Below are 25,104 nucleotides of genomic sequence, written 5' to 3'. Positions count from 1 at the left end.
TTATATTATAACATATTTATAAATTTTGTCAATATTTTTTACAAATAATTTACTTCTTATTTACAAGCATTTTTATTTTTTAATAATTTATTACATGATTATCGTATATATTTGTAATAAATTAAAAAAATACCCCTAATATAAAATTATTAGAGGTATTTTTTATTATTGCTAATAAAAATTGTTCGCTAAAAATATATAGCAAATGAATTTGCTATATGCTCACAACTTTTATATTTTGCTTTCTAATATTTAAAAATTATTATTCTTGATTATTATATCTTTTTATATACAAAACTGTACTTATAATAGATATTACTATAAATATTATCCAGCATATTATTGTACTGTAGGCATATTTCATTGAAGGAGTAAATTCAAATACTATGTTGTTATCTCCAGCTTCTACATAAACCCCTCTAAATAGTAAATTAGCATTTAATAACTCTTTTTTCTCTCCATTAACAGTAACAGACCAATCATTATTATAACGTTCCTTTGATACAAGTACACCAGCATCTGGAGTTTTTACATTAAATACTATTTTATTGTCAGTTTCTTCAAGCATTTCCACACTATGAATAGAGTTGGGATTATTTAATGTTATATTGTTATTTGAATTATTTAATAATATTACTTCATTTGCCAAATTAAAATTAGGCATAGTTAATCTTCCCAAACCGTCATTAAAATCTTTTGCATTATAAGCATTATTAACAAATTCATATTTATTTCTGTATCCTTTAAGTTCATACAATACAGCAGCAGAGAATTGATCCTGATACTCTGTTATCTTTGTCAGATCATTTGAAAGCACAGACTGATCCAAATATGTAGGGCTTAAAATATATCTTACACCAAGCAAATCCATAAGTCTTGGCTGATATCCCACATAATCATTTATTCTGAAAGAGGCAAAAGTATCTGTTATATCTTTTGAAAGTCTGCTTGCAGCAGGAGGTTCTGTTAATGGGATATTGTAGTAAGGCATTGTATGAGTAGTGTATCTGTATAAATAGGGTATTAATATGGGCATTGTAGTTTTATTGCCGCCTTCTCTTAATATATGGTCAACTATTGGAGTAGATTTATACATTTGATTGTAATTAGATTTTACTATAAACATATTTCCGCTTTGAGTTAAATCCAAAAATAAAACAGCTATAAACATATAAGGCAGATATTTATAAAATAGATCTTCTTTATTAGCAATAATAACATATAAAAATACTATAATACTTCCTATTATAAGAAAACCTATATGTCCTAGATCATATACAGAAAATAGTATAAAACATATTAGAGGAACTATTACAGCAAATTTATCTTTTATAGTTATTTCTTTTAATGATATAGAAGTATTAACTAGTAAAAGTGCAGTTGTAGATATAAGTGCCAATCTTATAAAAGACATAAATATATTTTTTGAGATTAATGCTGCATTAGCCTCTTTCCAATCAGCAACAAAACTATTATATATTAATCCGTTAGTGAGTATGGTTATTAATGCCAATACTATAGAAAGAATTGCTATTATATACATTATTTTTTGAGCTATATTTATGTATTTGTAGTCATCTTCCAAATATTTAATGAGTTTATCTTCTTTTTTAGCCTCTATCGCTTTGAATATATAGTCGGCTGCAAATGATGCTATTATGGCAAATGGTATTGGTATAATTTCTATAAATTTATTTGGGTTTCTAGCATCTTGGAATATTGGTATTTGAAATAATGCTCCGTATATTATAGGAAAATATCTTCCGAAACTTGCTATTAAGAAAAATAATGCTGCTGCAATCCAGAAATATTTTTCTTTATATTTTTTCTTGCTTATAAAAACTGCAAATATTATAAATAGGAAAGTAATATATCCAATATTAGCAGCTGTAAGTGAGAAGTTAGAAGTTTTAGGCTCGCCTTCCATATTAGCTATTCTTCCCCAATAAGGGTGAGTTTCGCTTCCAGAATAGTATCCGAAGAATCCGGGCATGAAAAATCCTAATACTTCTTCAGGCGGGTATGACCATCTTGTAGCCCACTCCCATAATTGTTTTTTGTCAGTAACTCCAGCAGCTCCCATATCTTGAGTGTTTCTTGTAATCATTATTATTTGTATAGACATTAAAAAAGAAAATACTGCTACTAATGCAAACTTTATACATAAGAGAATTATTTTTTTTAAATCTTCTTTTAAAAAAACTATTAATTTTTTATCATTCTTTTTGTTATAAAGCAGGTATAAAAAATAACATGATAAAAATAAAGCGAAATACATAGCAACATCCAAAGCACCGCCCAAAAATGCTATACCTAAAAATGCACCTGTAAAAAAGAAGTGAATCCACTTTTCAGTGTTCATAGCCTTTGATAAAAAATATAATACAAAAGGAAAATAACAGTATGTTTCAAATTTACCTAAATGACCTGGAAGTATTAAAGTTATAATGGCATTAGAAAACATTAAAGCAACAGCACCGAATATCGCTGCTTTAATAGATAATTTTTTTTCTCTCAAAAATAAAAATAATCCGTATCCCATTATAGTTATATGAAATATAATTGTAACCTGCGGATATATTTCCATTGGAAGAAGTGCCATAAGTAAAGATTTTGGGTGTATTGGTACTGTATAAGAAGAAGCTATTGTAAAATAAGCATTGTTCCAAAAATATAAATTGCCGCTTAATATAGCATCTTTAATATTTTTTATATCCCAAAGAATAACATCTCCCATTTGAAGATAGGAAAAAGTTAAATTGCTGTAAAAAAATAGTATAGATAGTAATAAAAATATAATAGGGTATATAATTTCTTTTTTTAATGATTTCATTATTTATATATTCCTTATTTTGATGATGATTTTATTGAAAGTATTTTATAAATAATATATAAAAGATGATGTATTGTCAAGGAGTTTTGTATTAAAATATTTTTTATAAAAGTGAGTATTAAGAAATTAAAAAAGGTATTAACCTAAAAATTAAGCTAATACCTTTTGAGTTTTTTATTAAATAAATTATCCTACTATATTTGCTCCAAAATATCCCCAATCAGTCCATCTCTGATCTTTAATATCTATAGTAGTATTTATATCATTTTCATTCATATGCGGAAAATCACTCCAATTTGGCTCGTCATTATTTTCAGCAACAAAAGAAGTTATTTTTTGAGCATATTGTTCTGTGCAATTTTGAGGCTGTATTCCATCTAAAAAATATATATTATTTCCATTTGCAGGTATTTTTACAAGACAGTACACTTTTGCTTTAAGACCTGATGGAGAGTTTGGGTCACCTATATCATATAAATCTGTAGGATCACCTTCATAATAATATATTGCAGTATTATTTCCCAAATATTTATCAAATGTATATATTTTATTTCCATCTCCATTGTTAATTATGTCCCCATTAGAATCAAAGTAATAATTCATTTTTGATATTTTTTGATTTGCTGTTTTATCCAACCACTCTTTGTTATTATCTGTTGATGAAGTTCCGCCTTGTCCTGTACCGCTGTTATTTCCCTCTTCGTTGCTTCCCTGTTCTGTATTATTATTTGAGTTATTATAACTTGATCCTGTTTTATTTGCATTATTACATGATACAGCTGCTATTAATATAAATATAAAAATTAGTAATTTTTTCATTTATTTATCCTTTATCATATTAGTACCTTAAATGTAAAAAATACATGAGAAAAAGCAATTATTTTTTATTCTATTAATGTAAATTATCTAAAAATCTTCTTAATTTTTGGAATTAAATATAAAAAAATTTCGCTAATATTACTAGATGTAGTATTGTAAAAAAAAATATATACATTATAATGGTATAAATATTTTTCATACCATTATAATGTATTTTTAATTTTAAGGAGAAGTTTCACTATGATGAAGGATAAAACTTTTTTGATGATACCAGGTCCTACACCAGTACCTGAATCAGCATTAGTAGAAATGGGAAAACACCCTATGGCACACAGAAGCAAAGAATTTTCAAACATACTCAAAGAAGTGTATGAAGATTTAAAATATGTGTTCCAAACAAAGAATGATGTATTTTTATTTACAGCAAGCGGAACAGGTGCAATGTGTGCTGCTTTGGAAAACCTTATTAATGAAGGCGATAAAGTATTGTGTTTGTCTATTGGTAATTTTGGTTCAAGATGGGCTAAAATTGCATCAAGTAGGGGAGCTGTTGTAACAAAGATTGAAGTTGAGGCTGGTCAGGTTATAAAACCAGAAATGCTTGAAGAGGCTTTAAATAAAGATAAAGATATAAAAATAGTAACACTTACTCATAGCGAAACTTCAACTGGTGCTGCTAATGATGTTAAGACATTATGTTCTATAATAAAGAAACATGGTGCCGTATCTGTAGTTGACGGTATAACTAGTTTATGTGCTATGGAGTTTAAAACAGATGAATGGAATATTGATGTAGCTATATCAGGTTCTCAAAAAGGATTTATGGTAGCTCCTGGTCTTTCATTTTTAACAGCAAGCGAAGATGCTTTTAAAATGCATGAGAAATGTAAATATCCTAGTTTTTATTTTAATTGGTCAGAGCATAAAAAATCTTTAGCTAAAGATACTACTCCTTTTACACCTGCTGTTAATTTGATAGCTTCTCTTCATAGAGCTTTAAAAATGATAAAAGAAGAGGGTATTGAAAATGTTAATAAAAGACATAAAAAACTTTCACTTGCTTTAAGGGCTGCTGTTAAAACTATAGGGTTAAAACTTCTTGTTGAAGATGACAATAATGCAAGCTATGCTATAACTTCAATACTTCCTCCAGAAGGTATAAGTGTTCCAGATATAAGAAAAACTCTAAAAGAGGATTATGATATTATAGTAGCAAATGGACAGGGTGCTTTGGAAAATAAAATATTTAGAATAGGCAGTTTAGGATATGTATGCGAACGTGATTTGATAATGGCGGTTGGTGCTTTGGAGGCTAGTTTGCTTAAACTTGGTTATAAGTTTGAATTAGGAAGCGGAGTTAAAAAATTGATAGAAGAATTAAATAAATAAATATTTTGGATTGTTTTATATATTCTAATATAGTTAGGAATAATTATATTAGAATATTTTATTTTTTAGTAATAATAAAAAGCTAGTAAGTCTGTATTGATAATTTATTATCAAGTAGCTTATAGTCTTTTTCGAGCATAACAATAACAAAGAGAGCTGAAGCCATCTGACAAACTTGTTTGGCAGATAATTATAGGCGAAGGCGAGCATAACAACAATAGGAGACTATATATGAAGGTTTTAATAACTGATAAGGTAAATGAATGTGTAAAGGATATAATAGCTGATGTTTCTGAGGCTGTGTTTCTTCCTACAATGAGTGAAGATGAACTTGTAAGCATTATAGGTGAGTATGATGCTTTAATGGTGAGAAGTCAGACTAAAGTTACAAAAAAAATTATAGAAGCTGGAAAAAATTTAAAGATTATAGGACGTGCTGGAGTAGGGGTGGATAATATAGATGTAGAAGCTGCTACAGAGAAGGGTATAATAGTAGTAAACTCTCCAGATGGAAATACTATTGCTGCATCAGAACACACTATAGCTTTAATGCTTGCCGTATCAAGAAATATAGTTCCAGCTGCCGTATCAACTAAAGAAGCTAAATGGGAAAGAGACAAGTTTACAGGTAATGAGCTTTTCGGTAAAACTTTAGGGGTTATGGGATTTGGAAGAATTGGAAGAAAGGTTGTTCATATTGCTTTGGCTATTGGAATGAAAGTACTAGTTTATGATCCTTTTGCTACTGAAGAGATTGTACAAAAGACTGGAGCTATTTATGAGACTTCTTTAGATGATTTTTTACCTAAACTTGATTATTTATCACTTCATATACCTAAAACACCAGAAACTAATAATATAATAAATAAAGATAATATTAGTAAAATGAAAAATACTGCTATAATTATTAACTGTTCAAGAGGCGGACTTGTTAATGAAGAAGATTTGAAACAGGCATTGGAAAACGGAACTATAGCAGCAGCAGCAGTAGATGTTTTTGTAAATGAACCTAAAATAGAAACATGCCCTTTAACACAGTATAAAAATAATAATTTAATACTTACTCCTCATCTTGGTGCAAGTACAAAAGAGGCACAAATAAATGTAGCTTTGGATGTTGCCAAACAGATAAAACAGGTACTTTCTGGAGGATATACTGAATCAGCAGTTAATATACCTTCTCTTAATCCTGAAAAATTAGAACCAGTTAAAGATTATATGAAAATAGCAGAAAATGCAGGCGAGATGATAATGCAGCTTGCTAATGGCAAAATAAAATCATTAGAAATAACTGCTCAGGGTGATTTAATTAATTTAGATATTCAGCCTCTTGAAGTAGCTATACTAAAAGGTGCATTATCTTATATGTTCCAAGATGTTAACTATGTTAATGCTCCTTATCTTGCTAAGCAAAGAGGAATTGAAGTAAAAACTGTTAAATCAGAAGCTCCTTCTACATTTACAGGTATATTAAAAGTAAAATTAATTACTGATAAAGATGTAACAAGCGTATCAGTTTCATTAATAGCAAAAAATATTGCTAGAATAGTTAAACTTAATGATTATGATGTTATAATTAAGCCTCAGCCTCATATATTAGTTGTTCCTCATATAAACCAGCCTGCTATGATAGCGAAAGTTGCAACTGTACTTTCAGCTGATGGTATTAATATTGGTTCGATGAGCGTATCAGAAAATATCAAAGGAAGCAATATGTCCATAATGGCTATAAATGTTGATAGAAGTATAGGAAATGATGTTATAACAAAAATTTCTAATATAGAAGGCGTTCATGAGCCAAAATATGTAAGACTTACAGCAGAGTATACTTTATAAAATTATAAGGATAAATAAAAATGAAATTAGCAGTTTTTGATTTTGATTCTACTTTAATGGACGGGGAAACTTTAGATATTATTGCAAGAGAAACTAATTTTGCTGATAAAATTTCCGATATCACAGCAAAAGGAATGAGAGGTGAGATTGATTTTTTTGAAAGTCTTCAGATGAGAGTATCTTTGCTTAAAGGAATAAAATTAGAAACTGTTAATGAAATTTGCAGTTCTCTTCCTATAATGAACGGAGCTAAAGAAACTATTGATGAACTTCATAAAAAAGGGTATAAATGTGTATGCTTTTCTGGCGGGTTTAAAAATGCTACTGTTTTATTTGCTCAAAAACTTAATTTGGATGCTGAGTTTGCAAATATTTTTCATGTGAAAGACAATGTGCTTACAGGTAAAGTAGGCGGAGAGATGATGTTTTCTGACAGTAAAGGAAATATGCTTTTAACTCTTCAAAAACTTCTTGATGTTTCTTATGATGATACTTTAGTAGTTGGGGACGGAGCTAATGATTTGAGTATGTTTAAGTATGCTAAAAATAGGGCAGCTTTCTGTGCCAAAGAAGTTCTTAAAAAAGAAGCTAATATCATAATAGATAAAAAAGATTTAAGGCTTATATTAGATAATGTTTAATTAAAAATTAATTATCATATAAAAAGTTTATTAATAAAAGAGGCTTAAATATTTTAAGTCTCTTTTTTATTATTTTTTAATTATTTATAATACAGTGAATTAATTTGTTTTATTTATTGTGATTTTTATAATAAAAAATTAAAAGGAGCTCTATATAAAATAAAACTCCTTTTAATTTTTTATTATAAATTTTTTGTTATCTATATTTTATTAATTATCTTTTATCCATAGTAATAAACTCTTGAGGTTCTATAACATTTTTATATGCAGGTCTTATTATTCTTCTGTCATCAAAATTAAGCTCTTCTATTCGGTGTGCACACCAGCCTACTATTCTTGACATAGCGAATAATGGAGTGTAAATCTCTTTAGGTATTCCAAGCATATCGTATATAAAACCAGAATAAAGGTCTACATTGGCACAAACTCTCTTTTTATCTCCTTTTACTTTTATAAAACATTCAACAGCCCTTTCTTCTATTAATTCTAAAAATTGAAGTTCGCATTCTTTTTTCTTTTCTTTAGCAAGCTGACGTGCTAAATCTTTTAATATAACTGCCCTAGGATCTGATAAAGTATAAACAGCATGTCCCATACCGTATATAAGACCGCTTTTATCGTATGCTTCTTTATTAAGCATTTTTGTAAGATAATCATCTATTTCATTTATGTCTTCCCAATTATCTATAGCCTCTTTCAAATGAATAAACATATCCATAACTTTAGCATTAGCCCCTCCATGCAAATCTCCTTTAAGAGAGCCTATTCCTGCGGATATGCTTGAATAGGTATCGGTTCTTGATGAGCTTGTAACGCGTACTGTAAATGTAGAGTTGTTACCGCCGCCATGATCTGCATGAAGTATTAATAATAAATCAAGCATTCTTGCTTCTAAAGGTGTGAACTCTTGTTTAAGCATATATAAAAAGTTCTCAGCTATAGAGTATTTAGGTTTAGGAAGCGTAATATTCAAATATTTTTGGTTGACACTATATTTATACATATTGTAAGCATAAGCAATAACTGCTGGAAATCTTGCTATTAATTGTATAGATTGAAGCATTAAATTATCTAATGATAAATCTTCTGGATTAGGATCATGAATATACATTTCAAGAACACTTCTTGATAATATATTCATAATATTCTGACCTTCCAAATCTATTATATTCATAATAGTTTTTTTATCCAAATACATATTTTCCGCTATGAGTTCTCTAAAAGATTGAAGTCTTTCAGCATCTGGAAGTTTTCCAGAAAGAAGCAGATAACAAACTTCTTCATAACCGAAACGTTTATTTTTTAATATATCTTCGGCTATATCATTTATACTGTATCCCCTGTAATATAGTTTGCCGTCTATAGGATATACATTTCCATTTTCGTCTTTTTCATATCCTACAACATCGCCTACATTTGTAAGACCTACAAGTACACCCGTACCATCTTCATTTCTAAGCCCCTTTTTTACATTATATTTTTGAAAAAGTTCGCTATCAATTTTTATACGTTTGCTTGAATGGTCGTATAGTTTGTATAGTAGGTATTCTTTTTTCATAATAAACTCCTTTTATTATTAATTTTTAGTTTATAAAATATAATGTTTGTTCTTAATAAAAATAAAATTATAAAAATTATAATAGAGAAAGTATTTTTTCTCCAAACTCTTTAGTACCAAGCGATACTCCATCATTCATAAAGCTAGCCAAATCTTCAGTAGCATATCCGCTTTCAAAAGATCTTTCTAATGCATTTATTATTAACTCTGCTGCCTTATTCATATTAAGATACTCTAATGCCATAACAGAAGATAGTATCAATGAACAAGGATTGGCTTTATTTTTTCCAGCTATGTCAGGGGCTGTGCCATGAGTTGCTTCAAAAATAGCATGACCTGTTTTATAATTAATATTTCCGCCCGGTGCTATGCCAATTCCTCCAACCATTGCTGCTAATTGATCCGAAATATAATCACCGTTTAAGTTTAATGTAGCTATTACAGAAAAATCTTCAGGTTTTAATAATGTGTTTTGTAGAAAAGCGTCTGTAATATTATCTTTTATTATAATTTTTCCATTTTCTTTAGCTTCTTTTAATTTTGCTTTTGCTTTATCTTCGCCTAACTCTTTTTTTATCTCGGCATATTCTTCCATAGTGAAAGTCTCATTAGCAAATTCTTTTCTTGCAAGTTCGTATCCATATTTTTTGAATCCGCCTTCGGTAAACTTCATTATATTTCCTTTATGAACTAATGTTACAGAAGGAAGTTTGTTTTCAATAGCGTATTCTATAGCAGAGCGTATAAGTCTTTTTGAACCTTCTTCTGATACTGGTTTTACTCCGAAAGATGAAGTTTCTGGAAATCTTACCTTTGTTACTCCCATTTCATTTTTTAGGAAGTTATAAAATTTTTTAGCTTCTTCTGTGCCTGTTTTCCATTCTATACCCGCATATATATCTTCTGTATTTTCTCTGAATACCACCATATTAACTTTATTAGGCTCTTTTATAGGAGAAGAAGTGCCTTTAAACCATCTTACAGGTCTTAAACATACATATAAATCTAAAGTCTGTCTAAGTGTTACATTTAAAGAACGCATGCCCTCTCCAACAGGAGTAGTTAAAGGTCCTTTTATACCTATAAGATATTCTTTAAAAATATTTATAGTGTCATTAGGAAGAGGAGTGCCTAATTCTCTTTGTGCCTTATCTCCTGCAAGAACTTCCTTCCATTCAATAGATTTTTCTCCGTTATATGCTTTTTTCACAGCTTCATTTACTATCATTTGCGAAACAGGTGTGATTTCTGCTCCTACTCCGTCACCCTCTATAAAAGGTATTGTTACTTGATTTGGTACTATTAATTTACCGTTTTTCATTTCTAATTTGCTCATATAAAAATCCTATTACTTTTAATTAATTTGTTGTTATCAATGAAATTGATTTTATTATTTTATAACAACTAAGTATTTATATTTATTAATAAAAAATTTACAATTTTTCTATTTCTTCTACACTTAATCCTGTATATTTTGAAATAGTATTGAAATCTATTTTATCATTTTTCATATTTCTTGCTGTTGTTATTTGATTTTCTTTGATTCCTTCTTTTATACCTTCTTTTATACCTTCTTCTTTTCCCAATCTTCGTTCTTCTTCAAGCATTATTTGATTTCCGTATAGATATGCCTGTCTTTTATCATATTCATTCATCATTAGCCTGTCTTTTATGAAGTTGTTATATCTTTTTTGTACTTCTTCCATTATAGGTTTTTCTTTAACTAATTCAGACATAATTTCCTCCCTATTATCTTTCATAGTAAAAAATTTAAGCCAGCAATTCAAATCAGGCTTGAGTAAATTATATTTAAACTTTTTTAATTCTATTATATGTATCTGCAAATGATCTGTAAGAAGTCTTTTATTATTGGTATCATAAATCATATAGCAGGAATGTATATTATCATAATCATCTAAATTGAAATCAAGTAAATTAATACTTATTACTGGGGTAAGAGCATCATATTTTTCACCATGTTTTAATAATTTACTGTAATTAGAAGCCCAATAATATAGTATGCGTTCTGGAAACCTTGAATTGCCTTGTAATTGTATTTCTATAATAACAACAGTTCCATTCTGGGTGATGCATTTAACATCTGGGCGTCTGCGACATCTGTCCACCTTGCGTGCCACCTTCGGTGCTATACTTTCTTTGTCTTCAAAATTTTCTTTATAGTTAAGGCGACTGCCCGCCTTTGGCGACGGAGTTAAAATCTCAACACTTCTAAAAGTTTTCATACCAGAATCAAGCATTGTTGAATTAATAAAATCTAGTAGTATAAGGTTACTATCTTTAGATGAGAATAGATATCTCACAAAATAATCGTTTAATACATTAATATTTTTTGTTTCGCTCATAATTTCATTATTTCTCTAAAGCCTTTTATTGTTGTTATGCTCGCAATGAATAAATAAATTTATTTGCTGGCTACCCAAAGGGTACCTACTCGGTAGGCTCGCTTATATTATTTTTCTAAAGCTACAATATCATCATAGCCTTTTTCTCTAGCTATATCAAATACTGTCTTCTTTTCCTTATTTACAACTGTAGTGTCTGCTCCATTCTCTATTAAAAGTTTTACGAGTGATGTATTTCCATTGTCAATAGCCTGAAGCAGTAAAGGATAACCATCTTCTGAAGGTATAGGAGTATTTACATCGGCACCTTGCTCTATTAAATACTTTGCCATTTCTGTATCACTATTATAAAGAGTTCCAGCCAATAATGAGATATTTACATTTGGATAGTATTCTTCAAGTTCATATTTCATAGCAGGGTCAGTGCCTTTTGAAACTAAGTATTTTACTATATCTAAACAGCCTGACTGAACAGCATAATGAATTAAAGGATATCCGCCATAATTATCAACATAATTTATATCAGCTCCATATTCAGCAAGCATTTTAAATTTTTCTAAATAACATTTTGATTCTCCAACATATCCAATTGTTTCAAATAATATAGGAACAGGTTCTTCCCAGCCGTACTCAATATCTACTTTAGCACCTGCATCTAATAATTCTTTCATTATTTTTAAACTATTTTCATTTGTAGACATTACTGCTAAATGTAAAGCATCAATATTTCCTTCTCCTCTAAAATTAACATTTGCCCCTCTTTTTATAAACTCTTTTACAAGTTCTAAATCTCCCTTTGCAGAAGCTGTTTTTAATGGACTATCATTATCAACATAAGTCTGATCAGCATTAGCACCATAAGAAAGTAATTCAGTAACCATTTTTTTATCACCGTATTTTACTGCCATTATTAAACTTCTTTCCCCATGTTTTTCTTCCCAGCTTTTTAGAGACTCTGCATCTTTTACATTTTTAAGATCATTAAAAGCCTCCAAATCCCATTCTGGTACTTCACTAATTTCTTCAGTATCAGTATTAATTTCCTCAGTATTATTATCTTCAGCATATTCATCATTATTAGATATTTCTGTATTATTGGTATTAACGGCATTAGTGTTTGCAGTTACTTCTGTACTATCAGTTTTTTTAGAATTACAGCTTATTATACTGATTAATATTAAAGCCGTTATAATTATTTTTTTCATTTAATTACCCCTTAATCATTATTTTTTATTATAATATCACAACTAAATATAAAAGTAAATAAAATACTAATTTTGATAAACTTATTATTATATATAAAAAATCTAGCTTTAAAATCTCTATCAGCTTTTAGCTGATAGACGCTCAATTTTTTATTTTTAATATAGCTGACAACTAAAGTTATCAGCTGCTCGATTTTTTATTTATTGTTGTTATGCTCGAAAAAGCCTATGATCCCCTCGATAATGACTTATCGAGGCGGCTTTTTCTCACTTTATTATTTCTCTAAAGCTGCAATCTCATCATAGCCTTGTTCTTTAGCTAAATCAAAAATTGTTTTTCCGTCTTTATCAACAACAGAAGTATCTGCACCTTTCTCTATCAAAAGTTTAGTTAGTTCAATATTTTTAGCTCTAAGAGCAATAAATATTAAAGGTAAATCAGAAACACTATCAGTTTGAGTATTAATATCAGCACCTTGTTCTATTAAATATTCTGCTATTTCTGTAGTTTTATTTCCTACTGCAGCATTAAGTAATGAATAACTTTTACCTGAATATGAATAACCATTGGTATATGTCATAGCAGGGTCAGCACCTTGAGAAACTAAATATTTTACTATATCAATACATTCTTGAGAAATAGCATAAGCAATTACAGGACCGTACTCAAAATTTGAATAATTTATATCAGCTCCATGTTCAGTAAGAAGTTTAACTTTTTCTAAATTGCATCTTTTTATAGCAGGATATAATATATTATCTTCATTTTCTTCTTTAGTCCCATAAATAATATCAGTGTCTGCTCCTGCATTTAATAATTCATTCACTACTTCCAAATGATAATTTTTTTCAGACTCTACTGCATAATATAAAGCGTCTATATCTCCTTCATCTTCTCTAAAATTTACATCAGCACCTTGTTTGATAAGTTCTTTTACAAGTTTCAAATATCCATTTTCTGAAGCTAATTCTAAAGGAGTCCTACTGTCATTATCATCTTTCATATTTACATCAGCACCATAATATATTAATTCGATAGCTTTTTCTTCTGTAGGAAATTTATCAATGGCAAATACTAAAGAAGATTTACTCGGATTTTTTAATTGCCATTCATCGAAAGATTTTTTATCCTTTATAGAATCAATTTCATTAAATAATTTTTCTTCATCTTCTAACATTGTAGTTTTATATATACTCCACATATCATTAGAAGCATATCCCTGATAGATTTCTTCATTATTATTTAATTTATTTTCATTATTTACTTCTGAATTATTTGTTTTTTCGCTTTTACCAGAACCGCAGCTTATTATATTTATTATACCAATTAATATTAAAGCCGTTATAATTATTTTTTTCATAAAATGATCCCCAATTTTTATATTACTAATTATAGTAAAACATTTTTGCTTTGTCAATTTTTTAAATTAATAGATATGTTACAATTTTATACATACATATAATGATATGTTTATACAATAAATTTAAAATAATGTTTACAGTTTTAATGATTGGGGCTTTGCCCCAAACCCCACTTCTTTTGGACGCTGTCCGCCTGTGGCGTGACACAAAGAAGCAAAAAGACTGCATTTTTATATATTATTTATTTAGATAAAATCATATTATATATTTTATAATTAGATGTATACATTTATAAAATTTCAACAGCTCTAATATACAAATAACTTAAATCTTACATTTAAGATATGCCGTACATTTAATTAACTTTATAACTTAAACTTAATTTTTCATTAAAGTGTTCAAAGCCCCGCCGTTTTTAAACCATTCAATCTGTGCTTCATTATATGTATGCATAACCTCAAATGTATCTTCTCTTCCATCTTCATGAATAAGTTTAACAGTTAAGTTTTGTTTAGGCTTAAAATTATCAAGTCCTAATATAGTTATTTTGTCTTTTTCCTGTATTTTATTATAATCATCTTTATCTTTAAAAGTTATGGCAAGCATACCTTGTTTTTTTAAGTTTGTTTCATGTATCCTAGCAAAACTTTTAGCAAGAACTGCTTTAACATTCAAAAATCTAGGCTCCATTGCAGCATGTTCCCTGCTTGAACCTTCTCCGTAATTTTCTTCTGCTACTACTACAGATGATATATTTTTTTGTTTGTATTCTTTAGCTGTTTTTGAAACTTCTTCATAATCATTATTTAATTGATTGAATACAGAGTTTGTTTTATCATTAAAGAAATTAACGGCTCCCATTAACATATTGTCTGATATATTTTCTAAATGTCCTCTGAATTTTAGCCAAGGTCCAGCCATTGATATATGATCTGTAGTGCATTTACCTTTAACTTTTATTAAGAGAGGCATATTATTAAAATCATTAATATTGAATTTATCAAAAGGCTTTAATAATTGTAAGCGTTTAGAATCTTCATCTATTACAATTTCAATTTTTTGGTCTGGATTATTCTGTCTTTTTTTATTTTCTGTGTTTAATCCGTTTTTTGGTAAAGCTATTCCTATAGGGGCATCGAGTTTAACTTCTTTTCCTTCTTCATTTGTAAGTGTATCTTTAAGTGGATTAAATCTCAAATCGCCTGCTATACTCAAAGCCATTACAGTTTCTGGAGAAGCAACAAATGCATGAGTATTAGGATTACCGTCTGCACGTTTTGCAAAGTTTCTATTAAAAGATGTTACTATAGAGTTTGCTCTTGTGTTGTCTTTCTCCTGTCTGTTCCATTGTCCTATACAAGGTCCGCAGGCATTAGTCATTATAACAGCACCAATTTTTTTGAAGTCATCTATTATACCGTCTCTTAATGCAGCATTATATGACGCTTCAGAACCGGGATTAATAATTATTTTTGATTTTACTTTTAATTTTTTATCTATAACCTGACGTGCAATAGAAGCAGCTTTACTTAAATCATGATAAGAAGAATTAGTACAAGAACCTATTAATCCGACTTCCATAGCAGTAGGGTATTTATTTTCTTCTACCTTTTTAGCGAACTCACTTATTGTGCATGCAGCATCTGGGGTAAATGGTCCGTTTAAGTACGGTTCTAATTCGGATAAATTGATTTCTATTATTTTATCATAATATTTTTCTGGATTATCATATACTTCTTTATCAGCTTTTAAGTTGTCAATATTTTCTTCTGCTAATTTTGCCACCTCTTCACGTCCTGTAGCAATTAAATATTCTTTTATATTATTATCATAAGGAAATATTGAAGTAGTAGCTCCCACTTCCGCACCCATATTGCATATAGAAGCCTTTCCAGCAGCGGATAGGGTAGAAGCACCTTCTCCGAAATATTCTATAATAGAATTAGTGCCTCCCTTTACTGTTAAAATGCCTGCCAATTTTAATATAACATCTTTAGCACTAGCCCAGCCGTTTAAAGAACCTGTTAATTTTACGCCTATTATATTAGGTATTTTTAATTCCCATTCCATTCCAGTCATAACGTCCACAGCATCAGCTCCGCCAACACCTATAGCAAGCATTCCTAGTCCACCCGCATTAGGAGTATGAGAGTCTGTACCTATCATCATGCCTGCAGGAAAAGCGTAATTTTCTAATACTATTTGATGTATTATACCAGAACCTGCTTCCCAAAAACCAAGTCCGTATTTTTTTGCAACACTTTCCAAAAAATTATAAACTTCTTTATTTATATTAAGTGCATTTTTCAAATCTTCTTCAGCACCTTTGCATGCTTCTATCAAGTGATCGCAGTGTATTGTAGCAGGTACGGCAGAAGATGTTTTTCCAGCATTCATAAATTGAAGTAATGCCATTTGAGCTGTAGCGTCCTGCATTGCCACTCTGTCTGGTCTAAAATCTGCGTAATCTTCTCCCCTTTTAAAATCTTTTATATTTTTTTCATCGTATAGGTGAGCGTATAATATTTTTTCTGATAATGTTAATGCTCTGTTTAATTTTTGTTTTACATTATTAACTTTGTTAGAATAGTTTGAATAAAAATTTCTTATCATTTCAATATCGTAAATTTCCATGATTAATACCTTTTATAATAATATTGCTATAGAGTATTACTATATAACAATATTCATTTTTTATCAATAGCATTATAATTTTTTTATTTTTTTAGGAACTTTTATTTATACTGTTCGTCTAATAAAGCAAATAGAAACAATCAAATAAAAAAATTAAAAGTAGGAGATTAATCAATGAAAACAAAAATATTATTAACAACACTTATTATAACTTTAATGTCATCTATGGTTTTTGCTCAAGTGCCTCCTCCAGATCCTGCTGCTGGTGATAGGAGAAGATATGAAGCAGAACCAAGAGATAGAAGAGAAGCTGCACCAAGAGAGAGAGAAACTAGAGTTAGAGAACCAGCTCCAAGACCTAGAGCAGGAGGACCTAAAGGCGATATATACAGAATGTGCAGAAATGCTGGTATATATTTGTCAGATGAACAGCTTAACGAAATGAGTTCTATTGCTTATGAATATGAACTAAAAATTAATGATCTAGAATATCAAAAAAGAAATATAGATTATAAATTTAAAATTGAAAGAGAAAAAATAGATATAGACTTAAATGTAGTAAAAGATTTAATAAGTCAAAAGAAAGATCTAGAAAAAGAAATAGACTATCTTAGAATAGAAAAAGATGTTTCTATGCTTGATGTTCTAACAGATGAACAATTACAGCAATTAAACACATATAGAATGAGATATTACTATTATAGATAATTTTTATATAATTCCATAAAATATAATATACGAGGTTAAAAAAGAGGCGGTATTAACCGCCTCTCATTTTTTTAAATTTATATGATAAATATAATTATGTACATGACTCACAAACTTCTTCTAGCTCAAAGTTGGATTTAGGCGTTTTCATATAGTATAATGTTTTAAGCCCCAAATCCATAGCATATTGAATATCGTCCCAAAGCTCTTTGGCAGAATCAGGCTTTACATAATAAAGATTTAATGACTGAGACTGATCTATATATCTTTGTCTTACAGCAGCAAGCTCTATAATAGTTTTAGCAGGTATAGACCAGCATCTCTGATAATATTCTCTGTTCTTTTTTATATTAGGCACTAAACTAGGAAGAGTTTGTATACCTTCTTCTACAAAGAATAAATCTACTATAGGCTCTATTGATTCTGTAGCAGATACACTTTTACCTGATGTAGCAGTTGGTGCTATAGCCCCATGGAATGAAAAACGTACTCCGCTTGTTTTTATTTCTTCTGCAAGTTTATCCCATTTATCTTTATCTAAAGATACATTTAGTTTGTTGCTTTTATTTAATAATGACATATGAAAAGGAGTAAGTCCGTCTTTCCATTTTGATTCATTAAATGTTTTATAAGGTCCTCTTTCTTTTGCGAGTATATTTGAAGCTTGATATATATGATAGTATAAATCATCAAATACCTTATTTGTAAACTCCAAAGCCTCTCTGTCAGTGTATTTTAATTTATTAGAAGCAAGAAGATTTGCGTAGTTTATAACTCCTATACCAATAGGTCTGTTTTTCTTATTTGCTATTTCTCCCTCTTTAACTGGATAAAACTGTGTATCTATTATATTATCGCAGCCTCTTAAAAGAGTATAGCAGAATGATTTTTTCTTTTCTTCATCAAAGTTTACCCAAGACATTAAATTTATAGACACCAAATTACATATGCCTATTTCACCGCTCTTTTTTCTTTGTATAATTTCATATTCTCCTTCTTCATTTATAACATATTTTTCATCTATAAGTTTTGAAGGATATGATGGTATAACAATTTCCTGACAAAGGTTAGAAGCCCCTACAAATTTATTAACCATATTCTGTTCATTGATATTGTCTACAAAAGTAAGATATAAATTTCCTGTTTCCTGTCTTACTTTTAATATTTGAAAGAGTAAATCTTTAGCTTTAATTTTCTTTTTTCTTATAGAAGATTTACTTTCATAATACATATAAGCAACATTAAATTTTTCTCCATATTCTTCATTAAGAAGCGGAGTTTCTTTAGGGTCAAATAATGTTACATAGCCATCTTTATTAACACGTTCTCTGAATATATTACTTATTCTAATAGAGTAAACCAATTTTCTGGCTCTAGTGTCTTCAGTTCCTCCGCCATCTTTAAGCATAATAAGGTCTAATACATCTAAATGCCACCAAGGAAAAGTAATAACGCAAGCTCCCTTACGTACTCCTCCCTGATTAAATGATGATATAGTTTGTTCTACTCTTTTTATAAAAGGTATCGGTCCGTCAGAACGTCCCCTGTTAGTTTGTATAGTAGACCCTGAAGCACGTATATATGAAGCATCATAAGCAATACCGCCTGAAAACTTTGAGTATAATGCCATATTTCCGTCAGTCTGATTCAAACTCCAAGTATCATCATCTGGGGTATTTAATATACAGCTTGCCAACTGTGCTTTTATAGTCATACTGTTTGCTATTCTTGGTGTTGCAAATGTAACTTCATGTCTTGAAAGCATATCATAAGTTTTTTTTATGTATTTTAATCTTTCAGCTTTGCTTATTTCAAGTTTATCTTTATTTTCACCTTTATAATAATCATTATAAAAAGAAAACATAGCAGCAGCCATATATGTTATTTGAGGAAGTTCTAATTTTTTATTACCTATATTTTTACAGTATTTTTTATAAAATATTGCCAAACCTTTATATGTGAAAAGCAAATCTCTATTAGGATCTATCATAGAGTTAATTTTATCTAACTCTTTATCAGAAAATAGTTTTACTATATCTTTATCGTATATTTTGTATTTTATTCCTTTTTTTAGGAAATTTTTTATATGAGGGTATGATCCAATTTTTTTAAGCCCGCATGTTTCTTTATATATTTTCATTAAATATAGTTTTTCTGCTATAGTATCATATACAGGATAAAGCGGACTTATCATATTAACAGCAGTATTAATGAGTTCATCATACAATACTTCTATTTTCATTTTATCATTAATTTTAATATTCAGTCCTTCCAAAAGCTGATTGGTAAAAGCATCTATTCCTCCAGTAGCCCAATTAATAACTTTTCTTAATTTTTCTTCATTAAAGGGTTCTTCTCTTCCATCCCTTTTTATAATTATATGCTTCTTATCTTTTGTAAGTTCTATCATAATTTTTATCCCATTAGTTTTGCTTTTAACTATAAATTTATATTATAAATCGTTTTTTAATGCACCTTTTTGATACGATGTATTAGTAGTTTCCTGCAAAGCTGCATTTTGTTTGTTTATATCTCTATAGCTGTTAAACCAGTCTATTATATCAGATTTCTTCTCAGATAAATATTCGGTTTCTACATCTATATCTTTTAATCTTATACCAGCCCAATATTTAATAAAATGCTCACTTATAGATGAGTTAATTCCAGAAACTTCTTTGCCGTCAAATAGGTATTTAGCCCATTTTATCTCTTCATTAACTGTATACTCTGTTATTGCTCTTGCTGTATCATTAAACCAGCCATTTTTAAATAGGTGGGAAAATCCCTGATTAGCTTCTTTTCTTAATATTGTCATTAGATTTTTACCAGTAGGTACATGGACATTAAGCTCATCATGTGCTATTAGTTTAATAGTTTTTGTAAATCCTGCTATAGCATTATCATAACTGTTATTTATTGTAAAAGTTACAAGAAAAGAGAATGGGAATTTTATACCTTCAAGTAAATATATTCCTATTAATAGTTTTAATATAGCTTGTTTTTTTTCATCTAATGAGGCATTAGAGTTTTCAATATTACATAATTCATCAACATTTCCGAATAATTCAACTTCTTTTTCCATTCTATGCTTTACAAACTCATCATTATATACCAAATCTAATGTTTCGCTGGCCTGATGACCAAAAACTTCAGAAAGTCCGTATGAATAACTTTCTGCATGTATATTTTCTTCTATGGCTATTCTTGCATATAGTATAGACCATATTGAACTTGTAACTATTCTGTTTAATATAGATGAAAATCCGCTTGTAACACCGCTGTCCATTAAAGTCTGATATGCTATATTGAGTTTGAAAGCCCTTTGAGCATCTTCGGGAAGTGAAGAAAATCTAGTTTTATCAGATTTGTAGTCAACTTCTTTAGAAAACCAAGTATTACCTTCGCTTGCCTCTTTTAATTTTCTTGCTATTTCATGACTTACAGAATCAATTCTTATATAATGTCCGAAATCTCCAAAAAATATTTTCTCATTTTCTGGTTTTTTATCTATATCTACTACTTTCATAATTCCCTCATAACTTTTTATACATATTTAAAATTCGATGAGTTATTCTAATTTTCTTTTTTATATTTGTCAAGGAATTTTGACTGCTGTAAATATAAATTTATTTAACTTTTCATATATATTTATACAATTGTAATTATAATATTCATCATTATTATTGACTGCATATCTATATTGTTATAAAATAGAACAATTAAGTATTATTTATGAAGTATTTATATAATATAGGACTTTGAATAGTTTTATTAAAAGTATTAATAATATAAATTCGTAGTATAAGTAAATAAAAATATTTGTTATGATATATGGCTTTATGTATCATAATTTAACAATGGTATAAAATTATTGTTTTATACCATATATTAGATGTTAAAAATTATTAATAATTTTAAGGAGTTTTTATGTGTTTAAGTAATTTTGACAGTCTTGATTCTAAAGAGGTTTTCAGGTGGTTTTCTGAACTTAGTAAAATTCCTAGAGAATCTGGACATGAAAAAGAAGTAAGTGATTTTTTAGTAAAGTTTGCTAAGGACAGAGGACTTGAAGTTTATCAGGATAAAGAAAATAATGTAATTATGAAAAAGAAAGCTTCAAGCGGATTTGAAAATATTAAACCTGTTATAATACAGGGACATATGGATATGGTTTGTGAAAAAACAAAAGAATCCAAACATGATTTTAGAAAAGACCCTATAGAACTTATAGTTGAAGGTGATATTTTAAGAGCTAATGATACCACTTTGGGAGGCGATGACGGTATTGCTGTGGCTATGGGACTTGCTTTGTTCGATTCTAAAGATATACCGCATCCTGCTTTAGAATTATTGATTACAACTGCTGAAGAAACAGGTATGGATGGAGCTTCTGCTGTTACTGCTGAACATTTAGACGGTAAAACATTAATTAACATAGATGGAGAAGAAGAAGGTATATTTTTGGTAAGCTGTGCTGGAGGACTTAATACATTAGTATCTTTTGATATAAAAAAGGAAGCAAATAATAATGATGCATTAAAAATTGAAGTTTCTGGTCTTAAAGGCGGACATTCTGGTATAGAAATTAATAATCAAAGAGCTAATGCCATTAAAGTTTTGGGAAGACTTTTATATGCTGTGAAAGATGATATAAATATAGCCTGCATAGAAGGAGGTGCTAAACATAATGCTATAGCAAAACATGCTGATGCTGTTATTACTGCTAAAGATACTGGAAAAGTACAAAAAATTATAGAAGACCTTTCAAATAATATAAAAGCTGAATACAGAGTAGAAGATCCAGATATAAAAATAACAGTTTCAAAAGCTGATAATGTAAAAGAATGTTATAGTAAAGAATTGAGCAGCAATGTTATAGATTTTATTATGCTTTCCCCAGATGGTGTACTTTATATGAGCAGAGATATTGAAGGTTTAGTTCAGACAAGTGCTAATAATGGTATATTAAAAGAAGAAAATAATAAATTAACTTTTACAATATCAATAAGAAGTTCAATATCAAGTTCATCAAATGAAATAGCTTTAAGAGTAGAGGCAGCTGCCAAAAGAACAAATGCCAATTATCAAAGAGCAAGCGAATATCCTGCTTGGGAATATGATGCTAATTCTAAAGTAAAAGATATAGCTCTTAATGCATATAAAAAAATTACTGGAAAAGATGCAAAAATAGAGGCTATACATGCAGGTTTGGAATGCGGAATATTAAAAAAACCTTTAGCTGATGTTGATATGATTAGTATGGGACCTAATATATATGATGTTCATACTCCGAAAGAGCATTTAAGTATATCTTCAGTTGATAGAATGTGGAAAGTTTTAAAAGAGTTAATTATAAATATAAAATAATTATTTTTTATTTTAATTTATCTCCAAAATGATTATTTATGAAAATGACCGAAAAAATAATTTTTAAGGAAATATTATGTCAGACTTAAACAAAGAAGCTAGAAAATTATCAAAAGATGCTTATGGAGGTATAAAAGGGGAGGATTATATTCCATTTATTCCATCAACAGTAGTTATGCCAGAGATGACAGGCTATTCAATAATACTGGGTATTTTGTTTGCTATACTTTTTGCAGCAGCCAATACTTATTTGGGGCTTAAAGTAGGGCTTACAATATCTGCTGGTATACCTGGTGCTATACTTGCAACAGGATTATTTAAAGCCATTTTCAAAAGAAATAATATTCTTGAAGCAAACTTTACTGCATCATTGGCTGCTGTAGGAGAGTCTATAGCGGGAGGTATTATATTCATACTTCCAGCTTTAATATTATTTGGAATGGGTCTTTCTATGCTTACTGTTATTATAGTTACTATAATAGGCGGTTTTATGGGCTGTTATTTTATTACTCCTGTTAGAAAATATTTGATAGTAGAAGAGCATGGAAGTTTGATTTATCCTGAATCTATGGCACAGTCAGAAGTATTGGTTATAGGAAGCGAGGGTGGTAAAGGTTTTAAATATATGATAACAGGTATAGCAACTGGAATGCTTTATAAACTATTTTCAGGCGGATTTGGATTTTGGAAAGAGAGTGCTACCTATATAATAAAACCTTATGAAAAGACTATGCTTGGTATAGATACATTAGCCTCTCTTTTGGGAGTAGGTTTTATTATAGGGCTTGAAACATCATCTCTTATGTTTGCAGGAGGTATTGTGGCATGGCTTGGGCTTATACCCTTGATTAAATACTTTGGAAATTTTATCCCTACAGCAGTTTTTCCTTCATCTGTACCTATAACTGATATGTCAGCTCAGGAAGTTTGGGGAAGTTATATAAGATATATTGGGGCAGGTGCTGTTGCTATGGGAGGATTTATCTCTTTGGCTAGATCTATGCCTACAATTATTAGTTCTTTTAGAAAATCTTTAGCAGGTATGTTGGAAGGCGAACATGGTTCTTCTAAAAAAACAGATAGAATAAATCAGGATGCTCCTATTATATGGCTTATAGCGGCAGCTGTATTTGGATTTTTGGCTACTTGGCTTATACCTAGCATTGGAGGCGGAATAATAGGCGGTATATTGGCTGTAATATTTTGTTTTTTCTTTGCCGTTGTATCTGCAAGAATGGTTGGAGTTATAGGGGCTAGTAATAATCCAGTTTCTGGTATGACTATAGCTACGCTTTTAATAGTGGCAACAATATTTAAATTAACAGGTAATGTAGGTGATGACGGTATAAGAATGTCTCTTTTAGTATGCGGTATAGTATGTGTTTCTACTGCTGTTGCTGGCGGTGTTGCTCAGTCGTTAAAGGCTACATACATTATAGGCGGAACACCTAAAAAAATTCAATTTGGTATGTTTATAGCATTAGGTATTGCTTCTATAGGTGCTGGTGCCACTGTTATACTTATGCAAAACGCTTATGGTATAGGTTCTGATGCAGTTCCAGCTCCTCAGGCTACTTTAATGAAACTTATAGTTGAAGGTATAATGACAGCCCAGCTTCCTTGGACTTTGGTTATAATAGGGGCTGCTATTGCAATATTTTGTGCCATAGCAAAACTTCCTATACTTGCAGTTGCTTTAGGACTTTATTTGCCTATCACATTAAGTACTGCTATATTTATAGGCGGAATTGTAAGAAAGTTAGTAGAAATAAAATTTAAAGGCAATGAAGAAGATAAAAATGAGGCTTCAGAAAAAGGTATATTACTTGCTTCTGGATTGGTAGCTGGAGATGCTATAGTAGGTATATTTATAGGTATAATGGCAGCATTGAATATTTCTATAAATTTTGGAGCAAAAATAGTACCTCAAAGCAATTTAATAACATTTATTATATTTGCTTTATTCTGTGCTTGGGTATACAAATATACTACTTCTAAAGATAAAAAATAATTATAATACATAATTTATAAAAGTCATAATGCTTTACTTTTTGGTATTGCATTATGATTTTTTTATATATTTTTAATATTGTTAATAGTAATTTATTAGACTTGTTTCAAAAGTACTTGACAAGATTATGTATAAAATTTAATAATTTATAAATTATTAAAATAATGTTTTATATGTTTTATAATTTATTATTTTAATATATAAATATGCAGTCCTTCGCTGCCGAAGGCACGCAGAGCGGCGGGCTGTGCCTGCTTCTCGCCGCAGGCGTACTTCGTATGGGTCACCACCGAGTAGGTGCCTAGGCGGCAAAAGAAGTGGGGTGTGGGGCAAAGCCCCACTTGTAAAATAAAAACACTAAAAAATATAATAGTGTAA

Annotated in this window: 16 protein-coding genes; 6 read left to right on the top strand and 10 right to left on the bottom strand. The window is 29.4% G+C overall.

Translation table 11 applies throughout. From position 1 onward, the window contains the following. Positions 1 to 262 precede the first annotated feature (262 nt). Both F811_RS0112110 and F811_RS15810 read right to left on the bottom strand, forming a co-directional pair. The gene (locus F811_RS0112110; protein WP_020005500.1) at positions 263 to 2,833 is read right to left on the bottom strand and encodes a YfhO family protein; all 2,571 of its coding nucleotides are present in this window, start codon (positions 2,831 to 2,833) and stop codon (positions 263 to 265) included. A gap of 186 nt (positions 2,834 to 3,019) precedes the next feature. Continuing rightward, positions 3,020 to 3,652: a hypothetical protein gene (locus F811_RS15810; RefSeq protein ID WP_020005499.1), complete on the bottom strand. Its 633-nt coding sequence runs from the start codon at positions 3,650 to 3,652 to the stop codon at positions 3,020 to 3,022. A gap of 243 nt (positions 3,653 to 3,895) precedes the next feature. Here F811_RS15810 and F811_RS0112100 point away from each other — a divergent pair, with 243 nt between their 5' ends. The 3 genes from F811_RS0112100 to serB all read left to right on the top strand — a co-directional run bounded on the left by F811_RS0112100 (position 3,896) and on the right by serB (position 7,518). Beyond that, positions 3,896 to 5,041 (top strand): aminotransferase class V-fold PLP-dependent enzyme, encoded by a 1,146-nt coding sequence (locus F811_RS0112100; RefSeq protein ID WP_026364442.1) that lies wholly within the window; start codon positions 3,896 to 3,898, stop codon positions 5,039 to 5,041. A 231-nt stretch (positions 5,042 to 5,272) separates the two neighbouring features. Beyond that, the gene (serA, locus tag F811_RS0112095; protein ID WP_020005497.1) at positions 5,273 to 6,877 is read left to right on the top strand and encodes a phosphoglycerate dehydrogenase; all 1,605 of its coding nucleotides are present in this window, start codon (positions 5,273 to 5,275) and stop codon (positions 6,875 to 6,877) included. A 20-nt stretch (positions 6,878 to 6,897) separates the two neighbouring features. Further along, positions 6,898 to 7,518 carry a phosphoserine phosphatase SerB gene (serB, locus tag F811_RS0112090; protein WP_020005496.1) on the top strand — a complete coding sequence of 207 codons (621 nt, stop codon included), beginning with the start codon at positions 6,898 to 6,900 and terminating at the stop codon, positions 7,516 to 7,518. Between the two features lie 214 nt (positions 7,519 to 7,732). Here the strand turns inward: serB and F811_RS0112085 are convergent, their stop codons facing one another. The 6 genes from F811_RS0112085 to F811_RS0112060 all read right to left on the bottom strand — a co-directional run bounded on the left by F811_RS0112085 (position 7,733) and on the right by F811_RS0112060 (position 16,640). Then, entirely contained in the window at positions 7,733 to 9,076 is a 1,344-nt protein-coding gene (locus F811_RS0112085; RefSeq protein ID WP_020005495.1) for a citrate/2-methylcitrate synthase, read from the bottom strand. Between the two features lie 76 nt (positions 9,077 to 9,152). Then, entirely contained in the window at positions 9,153 to 10,412 is a 1,260-nt protein-coding gene (gene icd, locus F811_RS0112080; RefSeq protein WP_020005494.1) for an NADP-dependent isocitrate dehydrogenase, read from the bottom strand. Positions 10,413 to 10,509: 97 nt separating this feature from the next. Next, complete coding sequence (locus F811_RS0112075) at positions 10,510 to 11,439, bottom strand: Rpn family recombination-promoting nuclease/putative transposase (RefSeq protein WP_020005493.1); 930 nt, start codon at positions 11,437 to 11,439, stop codon at positions 10,510 to 10,512. A gap of 107 nt (positions 11,440 to 11,546) precedes the next feature. Continuing rightward, positions 11,547 to 12,644: an ankyrin repeat domain-containing protein gene (locus tag F811_RS0112070; protein WP_020005492.1), complete on the bottom strand. Its 1,098-nt coding sequence runs from the start codon at positions 12,642 to 12,644 to the stop codon at positions 11,547 to 11,549. Positions 12,645 to 12,919: 275 nt separating this feature from the next. Continuing rightward, positions 12,920 to 14,005: an ankyrin repeat domain-containing protein gene (locus F811_RS0112065; RefSeq protein WP_020005491.1), complete on the bottom strand. Its 1,086-nt coding sequence runs from the start codon at positions 14,003 to 14,005 to the stop codon at positions 12,920 to 12,922. 379 nt (positions 14,006 to 14,384) lie between these two features. After that, positions 14,385 to 16,640, bottom strand: coding sequence for an aconitate hydratase (locus F811_RS0112060; RefSeq protein WP_020005490.1), 2,256 nt, complete (start codon positions 16,638 to 16,640; stop codon positions 14,385 to 14,387). A 174-nt stretch (positions 16,641 to 16,814) separates the two neighbouring features. On the opposite strand from F811_RS0112060, the gene F811_RS0112055 reads away from it, so the two are divergent. Beyond that, positions 16,815 to 17,348 (top strand): Spy/CpxP family protein refolding chaperone, encoded by a 534-nt coding sequence (locus F811_RS0112055; RefSeq protein WP_020005489.1) that lies wholly within the window; start codon positions 16,815 to 16,817, stop codon positions 17,346 to 17,348. Between the two features lie 94 nt (positions 17,349 to 17,442). Here the strand turns inward: F811_RS0112055 and F811_RS0112050 are convergent, their stop codons facing one another. Both F811_RS0112050 and F811_RS0112045 read right to left on the bottom strand, forming a co-directional pair. Then, positions 17,443 to 19,758, bottom strand: a complete 2,316-nt coding sequence (locus F811_RS0112050; protein ID WP_020005488.1) for a ribonucleoside-diphosphate reductase subunit alpha — start codon at positions 19,756 to 19,758, stop codon at positions 17,443 to 17,445. Between the two features lie 42 nt (positions 19,759 to 19,800). Next, complete coding sequence (locus F811_RS0112045) at positions 19,801 to 20,874, bottom strand: ribonucleotide-diphosphate reductase subunit beta (protein ID WP_020005487.1); 1,074 nt, start codon at positions 20,872 to 20,874, stop codon at positions 19,801 to 19,803. A gap of 401 nt (positions 20,875 to 21,275) precedes the next feature. On the opposite strand from F811_RS0112045, the gene F811_RS0112040 reads away from it, so the two are divergent. Together F811_RS0112040 and F811_RS0112035 are read left to right on the top strand one after the other, a co-directional pair. Beyond that, positions 21,276 to 22,715 (top strand): aminoacyl-histidine dipeptidase, encoded by a 1,440-nt coding sequence (locus tag F811_RS0112040; RefSeq protein ID WP_020005486.1) that lies wholly within the window; start codon positions 21,276 to 21,278, stop codon positions 22,713 to 22,715. A gap of 76 nt (positions 22,716 to 22,791) precedes the next feature. Further along, positions 22,792 to 24,726 carry an OPT family oligopeptide transporter gene (locus tag F811_RS0112035; RefSeq protein ID WP_020005485.1) on the top strand — a complete coding sequence of 645 codons (1,935 nt, stop codon included), beginning with the start codon at positions 22,792 to 22,794 and terminating at the stop codon, positions 24,724 to 24,726. Positions 24,727 to 25,104: the final 378 nt, after the last annotated feature.

The sequence above is a fragment of the Brachyspira innocens ATCC 29796 genome (assembly GCF_000384655.1).
Classification (GTDB): domain Bacteria; phylum Spirochaetota; class Brachyspiria; order Brachyspirales; family Brachyspiraceae; genus Brachyspira; species Brachyspira innocens.
Note: the sequence above shows the minus strand (reverse complement) of the source record. Positions and strands in the feature narration are given on the sequence as shown.